This window comes from Pseudomonas sp. DCA-1 (genome assembly GCF_046523955.1).
Taxonomy (GTDB): Bacteria; Pseudomonadota; Gammaproteobacteria; order Pseudomonadales; family Pseudomonadaceae; genus Aquipseudomonas; species Aquipseudomonas putida_Y.
Genome location: NZ_CP169881.1, coordinates 1,261,611 through 1,278,914, shown reverse-complemented (window position 1 = coordinate 1,278,914; position 17,304 = coordinate 1,261,611). Strand labels below are relative to the sequence as shown.

General features: G+C 62.7%; 11 protein-coding genes and 1 riboswitch. Of the genes, 3 read left to right on the top strand and 8 right to left on the bottom strand.

What is annotated here, in order from left to right:
- Nucleotides 1–16 precede the first annotated feature (16 nt).
- Nucleotides 17–2,104, top strand: a complete 2,088-nt coding sequence (gene pta, locus ACE4QZ_RS06250; protein WP_021783469.1) for a phosphate acetyltransferase — start codon at nt 17–19, stop codon at nt 2,102–2,104.
- Between the two features lie 77 nt (nt 2,105–2,181).
- Here pta and ACE4QZ_RS06245 read toward each other — a convergent pair whose 3' ends face one another.
- From ACE4QZ_RS06245 to ACE4QZ_RS06210, 8 genes are all read right to left on the bottom strand, one after another.
- Nucleotides 2,182–2,901 carry an OmpA family protein gene (locus ACE4QZ_RS06245; protein ID WP_003247328.1) on the bottom strand — a complete coding sequence of 240 codons (720 nt, stop codon included), beginning with the start codon at nt 2,899–2,901 and terminating at the stop codon, nt 2,182–2,184.
- A gap of 109 nt (nt 2,902–3,010) precedes the next feature.
- Nucleotides 3,011–3,655, bottom strand: a complete 645-nt coding sequence (locus ACE4QZ_RS06240; protein ID WP_021783470.1) for an MBL fold metallo-hydrolase — start codon at nt 3,653–3,655, stop codon at nt 3,011–3,013.
- Nucleotides 3,656–3,989: 334 nt separating this feature from the next.
- Nucleotides 3,990–4,682, bottom strand: coding sequence for a sensor histidine kinase (locus ACE4QZ_RS06235; RefSeq protein ID WP_021783471.1), 693 nt, complete (start codon nt 4,680–4,682; stop codon nt 3,990–3,992).
- Nucleotides 4,679–6,286 carry a tetratricopeptide repeat-containing response regulator gene (locus ACE4QZ_RS06230; RefSeq protein WP_021783472.1) on the bottom strand — a complete coding sequence of 536 codons (1,608 nt, stop codon included), beginning with the start codon at nt 6,284–6,286 and terminating at the stop codon, nt 4,679–4,681. The genes ACE4QZ_RS06235 and ACE4QZ_RS06230 overlap by 4 nt, the downstream gene beginning before the upstream one ends.
- A 159-nt stretch (nt 6,287–6,445) precedes the next feature.
- Nucleotides 6,446–9,163: a LuxR C-terminal-related transcriptional regulator gene (locus tag ACE4QZ_RS06225; protein WP_021783473.1), complete on the bottom strand. Its 2,718-nt coding sequence runs from the start codon at nt 9,161–9,163 to the stop codon at nt 6,446–6,448.
- Between the two features lie 334 nt (nt 9,164–9,497).
- A complete protein-coding gene (locus tag ACE4QZ_RS06220) occupies nt 9,498–10,862 on the bottom strand; it encodes a DUF1329 domain-containing protein (protein WP_021783475.1) in 1,365 nt (454 codons plus the stop codon).
- Between the two features lie 25 nt (nt 10,863–10,887).
- A complete protein-coding gene (locus ACE4QZ_RS06215; protein ID WP_103443491.1) occupies nt 10,888–12,771 on the bottom strand; it encodes a DUF1302 domain-containing protein in 1,884 nt (627 codons plus the stop codon).
- Between the two features lie 331 nt (nt 12,772–13,102).
- Complete coding sequence (locus ACE4QZ_RS06210) at nt 13,103–14,785, bottom strand: fatty acid--CoA ligase (protein WP_103443490.1); 1,683 nt, start codon at nt 14,783–14,785, stop codon at nt 13,103–13,105.
- Between the two features lie 274 nt (nt 14,786–15,059).
- Between ACE4QZ_RS06210 and ACE4QZ_RS06205 the strand changes: the two genes are divergently transcribed.
- Both ACE4QZ_RS06205 and ACE4QZ_RS06200 read left to right on the top strand, forming a co-directional pair.
- Nucleotides 15,060–16,025 carry a 2-hydroxyacid dehydrogenase gene (locus ACE4QZ_RS06205; protein ID WP_021783478.1) on the top strand — a complete coding sequence of 322 codons (966 nt, stop codon included), beginning with the start codon at nt 15,060–15,062 and terminating at the stop codon, nt 16,023–16,025.
- A gap of 54 nt (nt 16,026–16,079) precedes the next feature.
- Entirely contained in the window at nt 16,080–17,078 is a 999-nt protein-coding gene (locus tag ACE4QZ_RS06200; RefSeq protein ID WP_103443489.1) for a class I SAM-dependent methyltransferase, read from the top strand.
- A 39-nt stretch (nt 17,079–17,117) separates the two neighbouring features.
- Nucleotides 17,118–17,257, top strand: a riboswitch (yybP-ykoY riboswitch).
- Nucleotides 17,258–17,304 lie beyond the last annotated feature (47 nt).

Sequence of the window (17,304 nt, the reverse complement as noted above, 5' to 3'; positions counted from 1 at the left end):
ATTTCGAGAAGCACGCATGCAGACATTTTTCATTGCGCCGACCGACTTCGGTGTCGGCCTGACTTCGATCAGCCTGGGCCTGGTGCGCACCCTGGAGCGTGCCGGCCTGAAGGTCGGCTTCTTCAAGCCTATCGCCCAGCCCCACCCGGGTGACACCGGCCCCGAGCGCTCCACCGAACTGGTCGCCCGCACCCACGGCATCAAGCCACCGGTCCCACTGAGCCTGGCCCACGTCGAGCGCATGCTCGGCGATGGCCAGCTGGACGAGTTGCTTGAAGAAATCATCCGCCTCTACCAGCAAGCCTGCGTCGGCAATGACGTGGTTGTGGTCGAGGGAATGGTGCCCACGCGCCACGCCAGCTACGCAGCGCGGGTCAACCTGCACCTGGCCAAGAGCCTGGATGCCGAGGTAATCCTGGTATCGGCCCCGGAAAACGAAGTGCTCAGCGAGCTGTCTGGGCGGGTCGAACTGCAGGCCCAACTGTTTGGCGGCCCACGCGACCCGAAAGTGCTCGGGGTGATCCTCAACAAGGTGCGCACCGACGAGAGCATGGCGGACTTTGCCACCCGCCTGCGCGAGCACTCGCCATTGCTGCGCGGTAATGACTTCCGTCTGCTTGGCTGCATACCCTACCAACCCGAGCTGAACGCACCACGGACCCGCGATGTGGCCGAGCTGCTCGGCGCACAGGTGCTCAATGCCGGCGACTACGAGCAGAGGCGCATGAGCAAGATCATCATCTGTGCGCGCACGGTGGCCAACACGGTCCCGCTACTGACCTCGGGTACCCTGGTGGTAACCCCGGGCGACCGCGACGACATCATCCTCGCTGTCAGCCTGGCAGCGATCAATGGCGTGCCACTGGCCGGCTTGCTGCTGACCAGCGACAGCAAGCCTGACGAGCGTATCCTTGGCCTGTGCCGCGGTGCACTGCAGGCCGGCCTGCCGATCCTGTCGGTCAGCACCGGCTCGTACGACACCGCCAACCAGCTCAACTCGCTGAACCGCGAAATCCCGGTGGACGACCGGGAGCGTGCCGAGTTCATCACCGACTTCGTCGCCAGCCACCTCGACGCGGCCTGGCTGCACCAACGCTGCGGTACGCCGCGCGAACTGCGCCTCTCACCGGCAGTGTTCCGCTACCAGCTGATCCAGCGTGCGCAGCAGGCCAACAAGCGCATCGTCCTGCCAGAAGGCGCCGAGCCACTGCTGGTGCAGGCCGCAGCCATCTGCCAGGCCCGCGGCATTGCCCGCTGTGTGCTGTTGGCCAAACCCGAAGATGTCGACGCAGTGGCCCGCGCCCAGGGCATCACGTTGCCGCCGGGGCTGGAGATTCTCGACCCCGAACTGATTCGCGGGCGCTATGTGGAGCCCATGGTCGAGCTGCGCAAAAGCAAGAACCTCAACGCACCGATGGCCGAGCAGCAGCTGGAAGACCCGGTGGTGATCGGCACCATGATGCTGGCCCTGGACGAAGTGGACGGCCTGGTCTCGGGCCTGGTGCACTCCACGGCCAACACCATCCGCCCAGCCCTGCAACTGATCAAGACCGCACCCGGCTCGAGCCTGGTCTCGTCGGTGTTCTTCATGCTGTTCCCTGAGCAGGTGCTGGTGTACGGCGACTGCGTGATGAACCCGCACCCAAGCGCTGCCGAGCTGGCAGAGATTGCCCAGCAGAGTGCCGAATCGGCGCAGGCCTTCGGCATCGCGCCACGGGTGGCGATGATCAGTTATTCAAGCGATTCGGCCAGCGATGAAGAAGTCGAGAAAGTACGCGAAGCGACACGCCTGGCACAGGACGCGGCGCAGGGGCTGCTGATCGACGGGCCGTTACAGTATGACGCGGCGGCAAACCCGGCGATTGCCCGAGAGCTGGCGCCGGCTAGCCCGGTGGCCGGGCGCGCCACGGTATTCGTGTTCCCCGACCTGAATACCGGCAATACCACGCACAAGGCGGTGCAGCGCAGTGCCGACGGGGTCAGCCTGGGGCCGATGCTGCAGGGATTGCGCAAGCCGGTGAACGACTTGCCGCGTGGGGCGCAGGTTGACGATATCGTGCATACCATTGCCCTGACGGCGATTCAGGCTAGCGTAACGCGCTAAAAGCAGAGGCTTTGCCAAGCCTTGTGGGAGCGGGACTGCCCGCTCCCACAAGGCCGCAAGGCGGCCCTGAAGGTCAATCAGGGATACTGCTGAACCTGACCTTGCTGCTCATACTGCTGACCCGGAATCGGCTTCAGGTTCACTTCCACACGGCGGTTCTGCGCACGACCATTGGCGTCAGCGTTGCTGGCGATCGGCTGGTCCGGGCCCATGCCACGTACAGAGATACGCGAGGCATCCACACCCTGCGAAGTCAGGTAGGTGCTGACCGCCTGCGCGCGGCGCTGGGACAGGTCCATGTTGTGCTGGCGGCTGCCAGTGCTGTCGGTGAAGCCGACCACTTCGATGGTGTTCTGGTTGAACTGCTTGAACGAGCCAGCCAGGTTGTTCAGCGGCGAGTAGAAGCTTGGGGCGATGTTGGCCGAGTCGGTGGCGAAGGTGATGTTGCCCGGCATGATCAGCTTGATCTGGTCACCCTGACGCTGTACTTCCACCCCCGTGTTGGCCATTTGCGCGCGCAGCTCGGCTTCCTGCTTGTCGGCGTAGTAGCCATAACCGGCTGCAGCGGCACCCACTGCGGCAGCACCAATCAGTGCACCCTTGCCACGGTTGTTGTGGTCGATCGCAGCACCGGCGATGGCACCGGCCAGCGCCCCCAGGCCGCCGTACTTGGCGGTTTTGCTCATCCCTGTGGAGCCCTGCGCCTGACCCTGGTTGTCGTAAGGATTCTGGCCGGCGCAGCCGGTCATCAGTGCTGCGGCAGTTGCGACGATAATCAGACGACGCATGGTGAACATGGACAAGCTCCTACTGAAATTCATAAATGCGGCAGATCTCGAAGGGATCTATGCCAGCCTTGGATTGCATCGGCAACGAAAAATTCCATGAAAGTGCCTTCATGTGCCATCAGGCACGCACGAACGGGTTTTCGCGCATCTCGTCGCCCAAACGGGTGTCGGGCCCGTGGCCGGTCACCACGATGGCCTCTTCGTCCAGCCGGTACAGCCGCTCCTTGATGGAGCGCACGATTGCCCGCTGGTCGCCACCCCACAAATCAGTGCGGCCAATACCCCGACGGAACAGGGTGTCACCGGCAATCAACAATTTGGCATCGGCAAACCAGAAGCTCATCGAGCCCGGGGTATGGCCAGGCGTATGCAGCGCCACCCCGCAGCCGCAGGCGAGTTCTTCGTCATCGCCCAGCCAGCGGTCCGGTGCCGGTACCGGGGTGTAAGGTACACCGAACATCTGGCACTGCATCTCGAGGTTGTCCCACAGCACTTGGTCGTCCTTGTGCAGGTGCAGCGTGGCACCCGTCAGCTCCTTGAGCTTGCCTGACGCGAGGAAGTGGTCGAAGTGCGCATGGGTATGGATGATGCTCACCAGCGTCAGGCCGTGGGCCTGCAGGCGGGCAAGGATCTTGTCCACGTCACCACCCGGGTCGACGACAATGGCTTTCTTGGTCAGGGGGTCGCCGATCAGCGTGCAGTTGCACTGCAAGGGGCCGACGGGGAAGGTTTCGCGGATGAGAGCAGGCGGGGCTTGGGTCATGGTGTTCTCGCAGGTGAAGCTGGGTTCTGCTGGGAGCCTGACAGGAAAATGGGGTGGGTGCACGAGGTTCATGTCTTGAGCGAAGTGGCGCCTGTGAGATCGAGCGCCGCCCGCGCGGCGCATCGCGAGCAAGCTCGCTCCTACATTTGTTGCGGGCCAGTTATTCCTGAGGCGGAGGTGCGCGCCACCTTGGTGCCCACCTGGATATTGCGTGGAACAAACAAGGCGGTCGCGCGCGTGGGTGCAGGCAATACTGGCCCGAAACAAATGTAGGAGCGAGCTTGCTCGCGATGCGCCGCGCGGGCGGCGCTCGATCGCCCAGGCACCCAATACCTCAAGGCAGGAATAACCTGAACAACCCGCCCCCAAGCGCCCCGCCGTTGGATATCTCGATCCGCCCGCGCGCACCACCGCTTTCATGCAACGCTGCAATCCGCGCCGCAAAATACAGCCCAAGGCCAGTGCTGCCGCTGGTCGAGTCAATGCCCTGGATGTACTCCTCCTGGCGCTCGAGCATGTGCTTTGGATAACCCGGGCCGTCATCATTGACGCAAATGGCCAACTGGTTATCGGCCTCTTCGATGGTGATCAGCAAGGCGTGCCCGGCAAAGCGGGTGGCGTTGGTGATAACGTTGGAGATCACCGAGGCCACCAGTTCGCGGTCGAAGAAACCCAGCGGGTTATCGGTGTCGATGCGCCAGGTGGCGAGAATGTCGTTGTGCTTGAGTACTTCCTCGTGCGCCGCCAGCTGGGCTTCGATGAAATCATCCAGCTCATGGTAGTCCGGGCATACCGGCAACTGGTTCACACCCAGTTTGTATAAGCCCAGCAACTGCACCAGCATGCCGTTGAGGTGACGAAATTCATGCTCCATGATCCCTTGTTCGGCACCGCCACGCAGCTCCTCGGGCAAGCGTTCCACCCACTGGCTGTGGGACTGGATCAGCGCCGACAATGAACTTTTGAGGTCGTGCACGGTGGAGGCGATCACCGTGGAAAAATCCAGCCCCTGATTGTCTTGATTCATGCGCCGAACACTCGGATATGCAGTTTGCGGTAACGGTCATAGCGATTGTCGCTGGCAGGGATACCGGCCACGCTGGTGAGGGCGTCGCGGCACTCCTGCATGATCGCAGGCTGAGGGTTGTCACCGCCGATGCGCAGCAGCGCCTGGGCGGTGTTGAGGGCGATGCTGATGTTCTTCGGCTGTAAACCCAATGCCTTTCGGAACATCTGCAACGCCTCTCCAAGCTGCCCTCCCTGGTAACTGCGTACCCCCTGACGATTGAGGGTGACGGCTTCGGTAATGGCGTTGAGCACGCTGGGGTCATCCGTCAGCTTGCCCACTTTCTCCATGACCTTGGGGTCATCGCCATAACTTTCCACACAACTCCTCAGCACTCCGATGGCAGCGGCTTCCTGCCCCATTGCCTGCAATTGCGCAGCGACGGTCAGGGCTGAATCGACCGAGAAGAACTGGTTCATCTTGTCCAGGCGCTGAATCGCCTGTTCTGTCAGCTTGCCGGCCGTTTCCGGGTCACCGGCCTGCTGCAGGCTGGCAGCCTTCATCATCCGCGCACGCACCTGCAGGCCTTGGTCCTCGGGGTTTTCCTTGGCTACCTCGCTGAGCGTGGTGTTGATCTCGACCCGGGTACGGGCGTCCAGGCCGAAGCCTGCATTCTTGCTCATCAACGCCTGGACCAGGCCAAGGTTGTTTTCGGCATCCTTGTAACGCGAACTTTGCCCTTGGTTCACCGCATGGCGAAACGCCTTCGATGCGCTCTCGAAGTCTTCGTTCTCCAGCGCCAGCTTGCCCAGTGTCGACTGCCGACGCACCGACAATGGCGACAGGCGCACGGCTTCTTCAAGCAAGTTCTGCGCGCGCCGGGTATCGCCCTGAGCCACCAGCACCTCGGCCATGCCATCGTACAGGCCTGGCATGATCGGGAACGCCTTGAGCGCCTGCTCGTATACACCCTGGGCCTGGGCATTTTGACCACGCTTGTGCATCAGTGCGCCCAACGCGGCGTAAACCCACGGCTGCGGGCGGCTGGCCAGGATGGCCTTGAGGAACTTTTCCAGTTCCTCGAAGCGGTTGAGGTTGCGCAGGGCATCGGCCCGGTAGCGCAAGCACAATGGAGCCAGGCGCGGATCCCTCTTGCACAGCTCGGCGCAGGCCGCCAGTACTTCGGCCGGGCGGTTGCGGTCCAGCGCTTGCAGGATCGGCTTTAGCAACGTCTTGCGCTGGAACAGTTTCTCGACGCGCTGGGCCAGGCCAACCCGGTTGAACGGTTTGGTCAGGTAGGCATCGGGCTCGTGCTCGATGGCGCTGAGGACAATCGCCTGGCTGCTCTCGGCGGTGACCATGATGAACACGCATTCATGGCTGATGTGCTTGTCGATGATCAGGTCTTCAAGCACCTGTTGCCCGTTCTTCTTGCCATCGCCCAGATGGAAGTCCTGCAGGATGAAGTCATAGCGCTTCTGCGCGCACATGCGCAGCGCCTGCTCGCCGCTGTCAGCGGTGTCCACATCGCGCACGCCCAACTCGCGCAGCATGGAACGGGTCGACGTACGAAAGTCGGTAAAGTCGTCGACGATCAGAAAGCTCTTTTGCCCGTACTGCAGCATCAACACGACCTGCCTTGGAATGATTGAAAAATCGCGCGAGGCGATGCCACCGATAGCTGTATCGGCAGCTGGTCGGGAAAGATGAGGATAGAGCATTGCCGGCCACGAACCATGGCGCCAGGCCATCGCTTTAACGAACAATGACCTACAGAGCCAGTATCACGCCAGCAACCCCAGGGATTTGGCCTTGGCCACCGCCTGGGTGCGCCGCTCCACACCCAACTTGCTGTTGATGTGACTGGCGTGGGTCTTCACCGTGTGCAGGGAAATGAACAGCCGCTCGCTGATCTGCTGATTGGAACAGCCCTGGGCAATCAGTTCGAGCACGGCCAACTCACGACCACTCAGCGCTTCGCCGTTGCCCGTACTGGCGATTGGCACTGGCGGCAGATGCTTGAGCAGTTCAGCCTGCACCGGGCAAACGGCACCTGCCTGCAGTTGTTCATGAAGCCATTGCGGGTGTTTTTCCAGAAGTGGCTGCATCGGCTGCATCACGCCGCCATGAGCCGCCTCCAGCAAACTGGGCAGCAACTGCGCGGCCTGCCCTTCCTTGCCTTCGTCCAACAGCAGGGAAAGCCATTGGCACAGGGCGCTTACGGCGAGCATCATGCCGCCACTGGCCTGGCCGCGCTCTACCAGGCAAGCCAGGCGTTGCACGGCATCGTCGCTACGCAACTGGATACGATCGAGCAATGCCTGCTGCAACGCAATGTGCAAAGGCAGCAGCGGATGGAATTCCGGTGGCACCGCCGGCTGCTCGCCACCATAGGTCTGGCCCAGGCGCTGCAGCCAGGACTCCGCCAGGTCAGTACGCCCCTGGGCCAGCCACAGTTCGCATTTGACCAGGGTAATCATGGCCAGATAGTAGACCGGGGGCACATCCCATATATGCATCAAACGCTCGGCCTCGGCCAGTTCGGCAAAGGCCTCGGCAAAGTGACCTTCCCTGCCATCGAGCGTGGCAATCACGCAATGGCCGATGAGCACACTGATGTCCCGGCACGCCCGCGCCTCACCCAGCCCCGCGCGCAAACGCGCCCGGCCCTGAGCCGGCTGCAGGCGCGAGACCAGCAGGTAACCTTCGTAAAGCGTCAGGCGCGCACGCACGGCATACAGCCGCTGCGCCGAAAGCCCTTGCAGACGTTGCAGCCCTTGGCGCACTTCGTCCAACGCGCGCAGCACCTCGCCACGGGCATGCAGCACCCGCGCCCGGTCGTAATGAGCCAGCGCCTCGAACAAGGGGTTGCCGACACGCTGGGCCAGTTCCAGGGCTTCACGGTTCCAGCCTCGGGCCCGCCAGAAGTCACCATCGGCAATGGCCAGGTTGGACAGCGTCGACAAGCACACCAGGCGTTGGCCATAGCGCTTGCTCGGCAGGCTTTGTAGCGCTTCGCCGCAATAGGCCAAGGTGCGCTCGCGATCGCCACGGCCTCGGGCAATGACCCCACTGAGTGCCAGCCATTGGGCCAGCATCGACTTCTGCGCAGTCGCCGAAGGCGCGGGCAAAAAACGACTGAGGTAGCCGGCCAGTTCCTCGGCAGCATCCAGCTGGCAAGCCAGGCCCAACGCCCAGCTGTACAGCACGATCAGCCGCGGCGTGCTGATCAACAGGCTGTCGGGCAGGTCCATCTTCCAGCGCAGCAACATGCCGACGTTCTGCTCGGCCAGCAGTTGCTCCTCGGACAGGCTCTGCACCAGGTCGGCGGCAACATCGAGGTGGCCGGCACGCAAAGCCTGCTCCACCGCCTCATCCAGCAGGCCCTGGGCTTCAAACCAGCGGCAGGCTCGCAAATGCAGAGCCACCAGTGATTCGCTGGCCTGGCGGCTGCGCAGCAGGTCGGAGAACAAATGGTGGTAGCGGAACCAGTGCCCATGCTCGTCCAGCGGCACCAGGAACACCTGATGCGCCTGCAGGAAGCTCAGGACGGCGGCACTGTCGTGGCGGCCACGCAGCGCATCGCAAAGTGGAGCGCAGAATCGCTCCTGGCAGGCGGTTTCGTCCAAGAAGGCCTGCACGTCTGCTGGTAGCCTGTCGATGACCTCTTCAAGCAAGTAGTCGCGGATCAGGCCCTCGCCACCATGCAGCGCCTGGGGCAAGGCTTGCTCGTCAGCGCTGTCGCTGGCCGCCAGCTGCCAGAAACGCAACCCGGCCACCCAGCCGTCGCTGCGCTGGATCAGGTTGTCCAGCGCCTGGCCGCGCAGGCCGGTAGGCTGGCGGCCGATCACTGCCAGCGACTCATCTGCGGTGAGGCGCAGATCCTGTTCGTTAAGCTCGACCAACTGCCGGGACAGGCGCAGGCGCGCCAGGTGCCAGTCTGGCCGCTGGCGGCTGGTCACCAGCAGTACCAGGCCGGGGGGCAGGTGATTGAGGAAGAACTGCAAGCAGCGGTCGAGCACCGGCCCCTGGGCCAGGTGATAGTCGTCCAGTACCAGCAGCAGCGGCGTATCGGCCTGCAGGTACAGCGCCAGCTCATCGAGCAGGCCATCTAGCCATTCTTCAAAGGCAAACGGCTGGTGGCGCTGGCGCATTTTCAGCAGGCCCATGGCCTGGCCGCCCAGGGCCGGGCAGTACTGCTGCAGGCCTTCAAGCAAGCGCTCAAGAAAGCGGCCAGGGTCGGCATCCCGCTGGCTCAGGCCCAGCCACAGGCTGCGCCAGTGCTCGGGCAATGCTTCGCAAAACTCGATGGCCAGGGAGCTTTTGCCGAAACCCGCCGGGGCATTGACCAGCAACAGTCGCCCGCCCAAGCCGGCTTCCAGCCGCTGGCACAAACGCAGGCGCGGCACATGGCCATCCGGCAGCGGCGGCCGGAAGAAACGCCCGTCCCGCAGGCCAAGGGCCTGACTCGCGAATCCATGCGTACGGGACAAATCTGTCATGGCCGGCTCGTTCTGGTTGGAAGACAACGGCGGTATGGATGCTTGCGAGACTAGCGGGTAATGCGGCGCATTTGAAGATGATGGGCGCATTTGCCATGGAAAAGACTGCGACAAAAAGCAACATGACTGATGGACAGGGGCTGGGGCGGGGGTTTGGGGAGGTATTCAGGAGGTTTATTGCCTTGTCCGGCCTCTTCGCGGTTGAACCCGCTCCTACAGGGCTGCGCGGAACCTGTAGGAGCGGGTTCACCCGCGAAGAGGCCGGTTCAGGAAATAGAAACGCCCCGGCGAGCCGGGGCGTTCTGGGGATCACACGGATTTCAGTGATTTCAGCTTAGCGAATACCCGACTGACGCAGCGCCGCTGGCTGGAAGTCGGCCTTGCTGGCACTGAAGCCAAAATCGTAGGCGCGTTTCTCTTCGTTCTTCATGCCCAGGGCCAGGTAACGACCGGACTGCAGGTCGTAGATGGCTTCCAGGGTGTACCAAGGCACTTCCACGTTGTAATAAGGCTGAGCGTGGGCCTCGGACACGCGCCACAGTTGGCCACGGCCGTCGTACTGGTCGATCACTGCTGCCTGCCAGGTGTCCTCATCGATGTAGAAATCACGCTTGGCGTAGATGTGCCGCTGGCCCGGCTTGAGGGTTGCAACTACGTGCCAGACGCGGCGCAGCTCGTAACGGGCCAGGTCCTGGTTGATGTGCCCGGCCTTGATGATGTCGGCATACTTGAGCTTCGGATCATCCAGTTTGAAGGCGTTCGATGCGATGTACAGTTCCTTCTTGCCTTCCAGCTTCCAGTCATAACGATCGGGTGCACCGTTGAACATGTCCAGGTTGTCCGATGTACGCAGGCCGTCTGCGGCGGTACCCGGGCCGTCATACGACACTTGGGGTGCCATGCGCACACGGCGTTGGCCGGCGTTGTAGATCCACGCCTTGCGCGGCTCCTTCACCTGGTCGAGGGTTTCGTGCACCAACAGCACAGTCCCGGCCAGGCGCGCAGGCGCAGTGACTTCCTGCTTGAAGTAGAACAGGATGTTGCCCGGGTTGTTCGGGTCGTAGTCCTTCATCTTGTCGCGGAAGACGAACTGGTCGGAGAAGTACACGGGGTTGAACGAGCCGTTCTGCTGCGGCGTGGCCTGGGTCACCAGGCGGCTGACACTGCCGCCGCGGTAGCGGGTGATGTGGTTCCAGATCACCTCCAGGCCGCTTTTCGGGATCGGGAACGGCACCGCCGTGCGGAAGTTGCTCAGGCCGTTACCGCCCTCCACCAGGGTGGTTTTGGTAGCGTTTTCCTTGATGGCCGCGAACACATCGGCCGGGACGGTTGCGCCGCGATGGGTCTTGAACACCGGGATCTTGTAGGTGCTCGGGTAGCGTTTGAGCATGGCCATCTGGCCCGGCGAGAGCTTGTCCTTGTACTGGTCGGCATTTTGCGCCGTGATGGTAAACAGCGGCTTTTCACTGCCGTACGGATCGGACAGGAAGCCCTTGCCGTCGACGCTGCCTGCGGTCTTCGACAGCGGCTCCCATGGGCCGATGGAGCCGTCGGCGTTGCCGGCCTTCTCGGCGCCCATCGGGGTCAGGGTGCTGCCCAGCTTGGCCGCCTCGTCGGCGGATACCGCAGCCATGACGCTGGTCGCCAGCAGGGACAGGCCCAGCACACCGGCTTGCAGCAGACTTCTGGTCTTGTTCATGTCGTGTCGTCCTGGATCTGTATGCTTAGAAGTTCACACCGAAGCTGAGGGCGACGAAGTCGCGGTCATCCACTGTGGTGTACTTGCCGTCAAAGAAGTTGGTGTACGACAGGCTCGCCGTGTAGGTGTTCTGGTACTCGGCGTCCAGGCCCAGGCTGACTGCCTTGCGGCCTTCCTCGAAGTTGCCGCCAGGGCCGGGCGAGTAGCCGGAGACATCATGGGACCAGGCCACGCTTGGTTTGAGGTTGACCCCGGCGAATACGTCGTTGTAGTCCCAGATGGCACGGGCGCGGTAGCCCCAGGAGGTCGAGGTGGTAAAGCCGTCGTTTTCGCAGTTGCGATCAAGGTTCGCGGTTGAGGAGCCAAGCCCCGAACCGACGATGGTGGCACCGTTGAGAGTGGCGCAGGTGCCGTTTGGCAATGGGCCCGGGCCATAGACCGGGTCACGCCCGTAGCGCGCCTTGCTGTTGCTTTCCAGCCCACCCACATGGGTAACGCCGACTTCGCCGACCACGGTAAGGCGGCTGGCACCCATGACCTGGTCGAAGAAGTGCGTGAAGGTGGTCTGGAACTGGGTGACCTCCTTGCGCCGGTAGCCGTGCAGGTCTTGTCCTGGAGTGCCAGTCAGCACCGAGGCATTGTTGTAGGGCGGTCTATCGATCGGCCTTACACCGGCAAACAGAATATCTGTGGAGTTGAGTTGCACTGGAGCGTTAGGGCGGTAGCTAAGTTCGCCGCTCCAGGCCGTGCCAGTAGGCAATGTGGTGGAGAAGCTCAGCCCGTACAGACGGATGTCTTCCGGATACTCGACGAAGTACTGGGAGTTGCCTGCAATGATCAACGGCGCCAGCGCTCGTACCGCAGGTGACGCGAGTGGGTTGTTCACCAGGTTGAACAGCGCCTGCGGCGCCCCGGTAGCACTGAAGATCGGTGCCCGGCTATGGTAGTTCATGAAGTAGGCACCGAACTCGGTATCCAGCGGCTCGAACATGTAGCGGAACGCGACGCCGAACTGGCCGCTGTCACGCGCATCGCGGTCGGCGCCACGCGGTACTTTCACACCCTCGCTGTTCACGTCCACACCAAATGCCGACAAACCGGCAAGCGCCTGGGGCGACAACGCCCTGCTACTGTTCAACACCCGCAGATTGTCACTGCAACCATCGGCAATGATGTCCGGCTGCGAGAAGAAGGTGCCGCAGTTGTCGACGACCGTCTGGTCCCATTCGATCTGGTAGAAGGCCTCGGCCGACAGGTTGTCGGTCAGGCTTTGCGACACATAGAACATGTTGACCGGAATCAGGCCTTCCTTGATTTCGGCCCCAGGGCGGCGGAACGCCGACACGTCGATGGGGTTGATCGAGTTGATGCCGCCGCCGATGAAGGTACTTTCGCCCCAGCTCACCACCTGCTTGCCAAAACGCACCGAGCCAGGCTGATCGCCGATGGCGTAGTTGTGGTAGACAAAGGCGTCGAGCAGCTCGGCGCCGGACGACTTGGCGCCTTCCTTGCGGTTGGAGTCGCTGATGTCCTTGAACTCGCGGTTTTCGTCCTTCAGTTCGAAGTCGTACCAGTACTTGCCACGGACGAACACACCGGTGTCGCCGTACTTGAGCTCCAGGTCATGAATGCCTTTGAAGATCTTGGAGAAGGTTTCGCCCTTCTTGAAGTTCAGGTGGCCATCGTCGGATGTCTGTGACAGGCCCTTGCCGCCGTTGTTAACCCCTATCAGGTTCTTGTTGGGGTTGGCCGTCGACCAGCTGGCGCCGATGGAGAGCGAGGAGTCGAACTGGCCTTCGATTTCACCAATGTTGAAACTGACAGCGAAAGCAGGACTTGCGAGCGTGGAAGCAAGGCTGACGGCCAAGGGCAGCTTGGCCCGGCGCCAGAACAGGTTTGCAGATTTCATCGACGCTACTCCATGTACTTTTTTGTTATGGCAGTGAGTCCTTTCAAGAACGGCCCGAGCGACCGGTTTGCAGGCTTGCACCTGCGGCGACACAGCTTGCGCATGTCGCCCTCCCCCATTCCTGAAAATCCCCTGGCCCCGACTATAGCCAGCAGGCACAGGCGCTTGATCCCTCTAAAGTGTGATTTGCGCTCCATGCCACCAACTCGCTGCCGTTTTGCTCCGGTTGCGGGCTGGCAGTGCTCAAGGATGGCGCATTTCTGCCGTTTGGCAAGGCGGCGGGCTCTCTAGCATGCGGGTCGCGCCCTGACGTACGCGACCCGCACAAAGGTTACAACGTGGAAAGAAATGCGCTGTTGCTGGCCTGCCACTGGACGATGTCCTGGCGGATGCGTTTCTTGTCGAGCTTGCCGACACTGGTCTTGGGAATTTCAGTAACAACGGCGATCTGGCTTGGAATCGCCCACTTATTGATATGACCTTGCTCGACGAACGGCTTGAGGTGTTCCTTCAGCGCCTTGGCGTCGATATCGTGGCCGTCCCGTACCACCAGCAGGGCAAACGGGCGCTCACCCCACTGCGGGTCGGCCACCCCCACCACCGCCACTTCGCGCACGGCCGGGTGGCGGCTGATCAGGTCTTCCAGGTCGAGCGAGGAAACCCACTCGCCGCCGGTCTTGATCACATCCTTGATGCGGTCGCGGATGTCGATGTAACCCATGCCGTCGAGGGTGGCGACGTCACCGGTGTGCAGCCAGCCTCCCTGCCACAGCTCCTCGCTCTTCTCCGGTTCCTTGAAGTAGCCCATGGTCAGCCACGGCGCACGCAGTACCAACTCGCCCTGGGTTTCACCATCGGCGGGCAGGAAGTTGCCTTCGCCGTCGACGATGGCCGCTTCGACCAACGGCACCGGCACACCGGCCTTGATTCGATAGGTGACGCGCTCATCCTCGCTGCCGGCCTGCAGTTCATCGTTCAGGTGTGCGGCCGAGATCAGCGGGCAGGTTTCCGACATGCCATACGCGGCGGTCAGCTGGATGCCGCGTGCCAGGGCGGCCTGGTACAGCGACCGGTTGAGCGAACTGCCGCCGATGATGATCTTCCAGCCGCCGAAGTCCTGCTCCTGGGCGTTCGGGCAGTTGAGCAGCATCTGCAGGATGGTCGGTACGCAGTGGGAGAAGGTGACCTTCTCTTCGCGCCAGAGCTTGACCAGCATGTCTGGCTCGTAGCGCCCCGGGTACACCTGCTTCATGCCGAGCATGGTGGCAGCGTAGGGGATGCCCCAGGCATGTACGTGGAACATCGGGGTGATGGGCATGTACACGTCGTTGCTGCCCAGCAGGCGCACGCTGTCGATACTGCCGGTGACCGAGGCTTCGGCCAGTGTGTGCAGTACCAGTTGCCGATGGGTGAAATACACGCCCTTGGGGTTACCGGTGGTGCCAGTGGTGTAGAAGGTGGTGGCTACCGAGTTCTCGTCGAAGTCCGGGAAGTCGTAGTGCGGGCTGGCAGCAGCCAGCAGCTGCTCATACTCGCCGACCAGGTCGGGCAGTTCGGCAGTCTTGTCCGGGCCATCAGTCAGCAGCAAGGTCTTGTCGACAGTGGCCAGCTGCCCGGCAATGGCCTGGTACAGGCCGACGAAGTCGCTGTTGACCAGCACCACTCGGTCTTCGGCGTGGTTCATGGTGTAAAGGATCTGCTCGGGCGACAGGCGCACGTTGATGGTGTGCACCACGGCACCGATCATCGGGATGGCGAACATGCATTCCAGGTAACGATGGCTGTCCCAGTCCATCACCGCCACGGTGTCCCCGGCCTTGACCCCGGCCTCGGTCAGCACATTGGCCAGGCGGGCAATGCGCTCGTTGAGCTGTGGATACGTCAGCCGCAACTGGTCGCGATAGACGATTTCGCGGGTCTTTTCATAGCGGCTGCCGGACATCAGCAGGCGCTTGATCAGCAGTGGATAGGCATAGGCGCCCTCGGCGGGCTTGATGATGCGCGTCTGCAACATGGGTATCCCTTTTCTGAAAAGCGGGCCGGACAAGTCTGGGGATTACTGTAGTCCGCCAATATGACGGCTAAATCAGCCGAAGGAATGATTTGCGTGGCAGAGGTATGAGTGGCGGGCGTTGACGGGCGGCAAGGTTGAGCTAGACACTGCGGCGTCGGCTTCAGTTTTGTGCCGAAGCTGAGGGCCTCTTCGCGGGCAAGGCCGCTCCCGCAAGGGTTGTAGTGCCCGCGAATGGCCACAACACCCTTATCCCTCCCTGCCACCGGAGATCTTCATGCCCAGCCCGCGTCGCGCCGTGTTTCTCGATCACCAGTCCCTGGACCTTGGCGACCTCGACCTTTCACCCCTGAAGCAGCAGTTCGACGCGTTCGAACTGTTCGCCGCGACCCGCCCGGAACAGGTTGCAGAACGCTTGCAGGGCGCCGTGGCAGTGGTCAGCAACAAAGTCATGCTCGATGCCGCGACCCTGGCCGCCAACCCGCAACTGAAGCTGATCCTGGTGGCCGCTACCGGCACCAACAATGTCGACCTGGCCGCCGCCCGCGCCCAGGGCATCACCGTATGCAACTGCCAGGGCTACGGCACGCCGTCTGTCGCCCAGCATACCCTGGCCCTGCTGCTGGCCCTGGCCACCCGGCTGTGCGATTACAACCAGGCGGTAGCCGAAGGCCAGTGGGCCAAGGCCAGCCAGTTCTGCCTGCTGGACTTTCCTATCGTCGAACTGGAAGGCAAAACCCTCGGTCTGCTCGGCCACGGTGAACTGGGCGGCGCCGTGGCGAGGCTGGCCGAAGCCTTCGGTATGCGCGTACTGAGCGGGCAGATCCCTGGCCGCCCGGAGCGCGCCGACCGGCTACCGCTGGACGAGTTGCTGCCGCAAGTCGACGCCCTGACCCTGCACTGCCCGCTGAACGAGTACACCCGGCATATGCTCGGTGCCCGCGAACTGGCGCTGCTCAAGCCCAATGCGCTGGTGGTCAACACCGCCCGCGGCGGCCTGATCGACGAACAGGCGTTGGCAGACGCCCTGCGCGGTGGTCACTTGGGCGGCGCGGCCACCGATGTGCTGAGCGTGGAGCCGCCGGTCAACGGCAACCCGCTGCTGGAGCCCGGCATCCCGCGCCTGATCATCACCCCGCACAGCGCCTGGGGTGCCGTAGAGTCCCGCCAGCGCATCGTCGGCCAGCTCAGCGAGAACGCCCAAGCCTTCTTCGCCGGGCAGCCACGCCGCGTGGTCAGCTGAGCCAGGCGCCTGCCTCTGCTACACTGCGCCACTTTTTTCCAGGAGACGTCGTCCATGGACCCGCGCAGTGAAGTGTTGCTCCGCCAGGCAGAGCTGTTTCAGGGGCCGCTGCTGATCGCCGGCGCCCCCGCCGACGACCTGCTCGGCCAGTTGCCTCAGGCCCAGGCCTGGACTTGGCATGCCGGCGATCAGGCCATGCTCGAAAGCCGTTTCGCAGGCCGCAGCCATTACGGCGTCGAGGCCCCTGAAACAGCATTCGACAGCGCCGTGCTGTTCCTGCCCAAATCCCGCGAGCTGGCCGCCTACCTGCTCAACGCCCTGGCGTCGCGCCTGGCTGGCCGTGAGCTGTACCTGGTCGGTGAGAAGCGCGGTGGCATCGAGGGCGCGGCCAAGCAGTTGCAGGCCTTTGGCAAGCCACGCAAACTCGACAGTGCCCGGCACTGCCAGCTGTGGCAAGTGACCATCGACCAGGCGCCACAGGCAAAACCGCTGGAAAGCCTGGCCGAGCGCTTCGAGCTGGCCCTGGAAGACGGCCCGCTTCAGGTGGTCAGCCTGCCTGGGGTATTCAGCCATGGCCGACTCGACCGAGGTACTGCCCTGCTACTGAAGCATCTTGACGGCCTGGCCGATGGCCACATGCTGGACTTTGGCTGTGGTGCCGGGGTGCTGGGTGCCACGCTCAAACGCCGATACCCACAAAGCCGGGTGACCTTGCTGGACGTGGATGCCTTCGCCGTGGCCGCCAGCCGCCTGACGCTGGCTGCCAACGGCCTGGAAGGCGAAGTGATCAGCGGCGATGGCATTGACGCAGCCCCTACCGAACTGAGCCTTATCCTGAGCAACCCGCCGTTCCACACCGGCGTTCATACCAACTATCAAGCTTCAGAAAACTTGCTGAAAAAATCGGCCGTTCATCTGCGAAAAGGTGGCGAAATACGCTTGGTTGCCAACAGCTTCCTGCGCTACCAGCCACTGATCGAAGGGGCATTGGGCAACTGTCAGGTACGTGACGAGGCCGACGGTTTCCGCATCTACCAGGCAACTCACGGATAAAAACAGCGCTTGCCGAAAGCGTTTTGCCTAGGCAGAATCCGCACCGTCCTAGGGGAGTAGTCTCCCGCGAGCACCCAGCTCGCCCGGTACGCGTCAACATACTTGGTCCACAGACCATGGCGCGTGCGACCCACCATGCAAGCCTGCATGGCGAGATCCGCATAGACGGATCGAGGGTTTGACAAGACCTATGACACGCACACCTTACCCGGGGCGGGGAGGCTGT

Coding starts and splice junctions, on each gene's coding strand:
- ACE4QZ_RS06200 (WP_103443489.1), top strand. CDS start 16,080: ATGGACCCGCGCAGTGAAGTGTTGCTCCGCCAGGCAGAGCTGTTTCAG.
- ACE4QZ_RS06225 (WP_021783473.1), bottom strand. CDS start 9,163: ATGACAGATTTGTCCCGTACGCATGGATTCGCGAGTCAGGCCCTTGGC.
- ACE4QZ_RS06220 (WP_021783475.1), bottom strand. CDS start 10,862: ATGAACAAGACCAGAAGTCTGCTGCAAGCCGGTGTGCTGGGCCTGTCC.
- ACE4QZ_RS06240 (WP_021783470.1), bottom strand. CDS start 3,655: ATGACCCAAGCCCCGCCTGCTCTCATCCGCGAAACCTTCCCCGTCGGC.
- ACE4QZ_RS06215 (WP_103443491.1), bottom strand. CDS start 12,771: ATGAAATCTGCAAACCTGTTCTGGCGCCGGGCCAAGCTGCCCTTGGCC.
- ACE4QZ_RS06230 (WP_021783472.1), bottom strand. CDS start 6,286: ATGCTGCAGTACGGGCAAAAGAGCTTTCTGATCGTCGACGACTTTACC.
- ACE4QZ_RS06205 (WP_021783478.1), top strand. CDS start 15,060: ATGCCCAGCCCGCGTCGCGCCGTGTTTCTCGATCACCAGTCCCTGGAC.
- pta (WP_021783469.1), top strand. CDS start 17: ATGCAGACATTTTTCATTGCGCCGACCGACTTCGGTGTCGGCCTGACT.
- ACE4QZ_RS06245 (WP_003247328.1), bottom strand. CDS start 2,901: ATGTTCACCATGCGTCGTCTGATTATCGTCGCAACTGCCGCAGCACTG.
- ACE4QZ_RS06235 (WP_021783471.1), bottom strand. CDS start 4,682: ATGAATCAAGACAATCAGGGGCTGGATTTTTCCACGGTGATCGCCTCC.
- ACE4QZ_RS06210 (WP_103443490.1), bottom strand. CDS start 14,785: ATGTTGCAGACGCGCATCATCAAGCCCGCCGAGGGCGCCTATGCCTAT.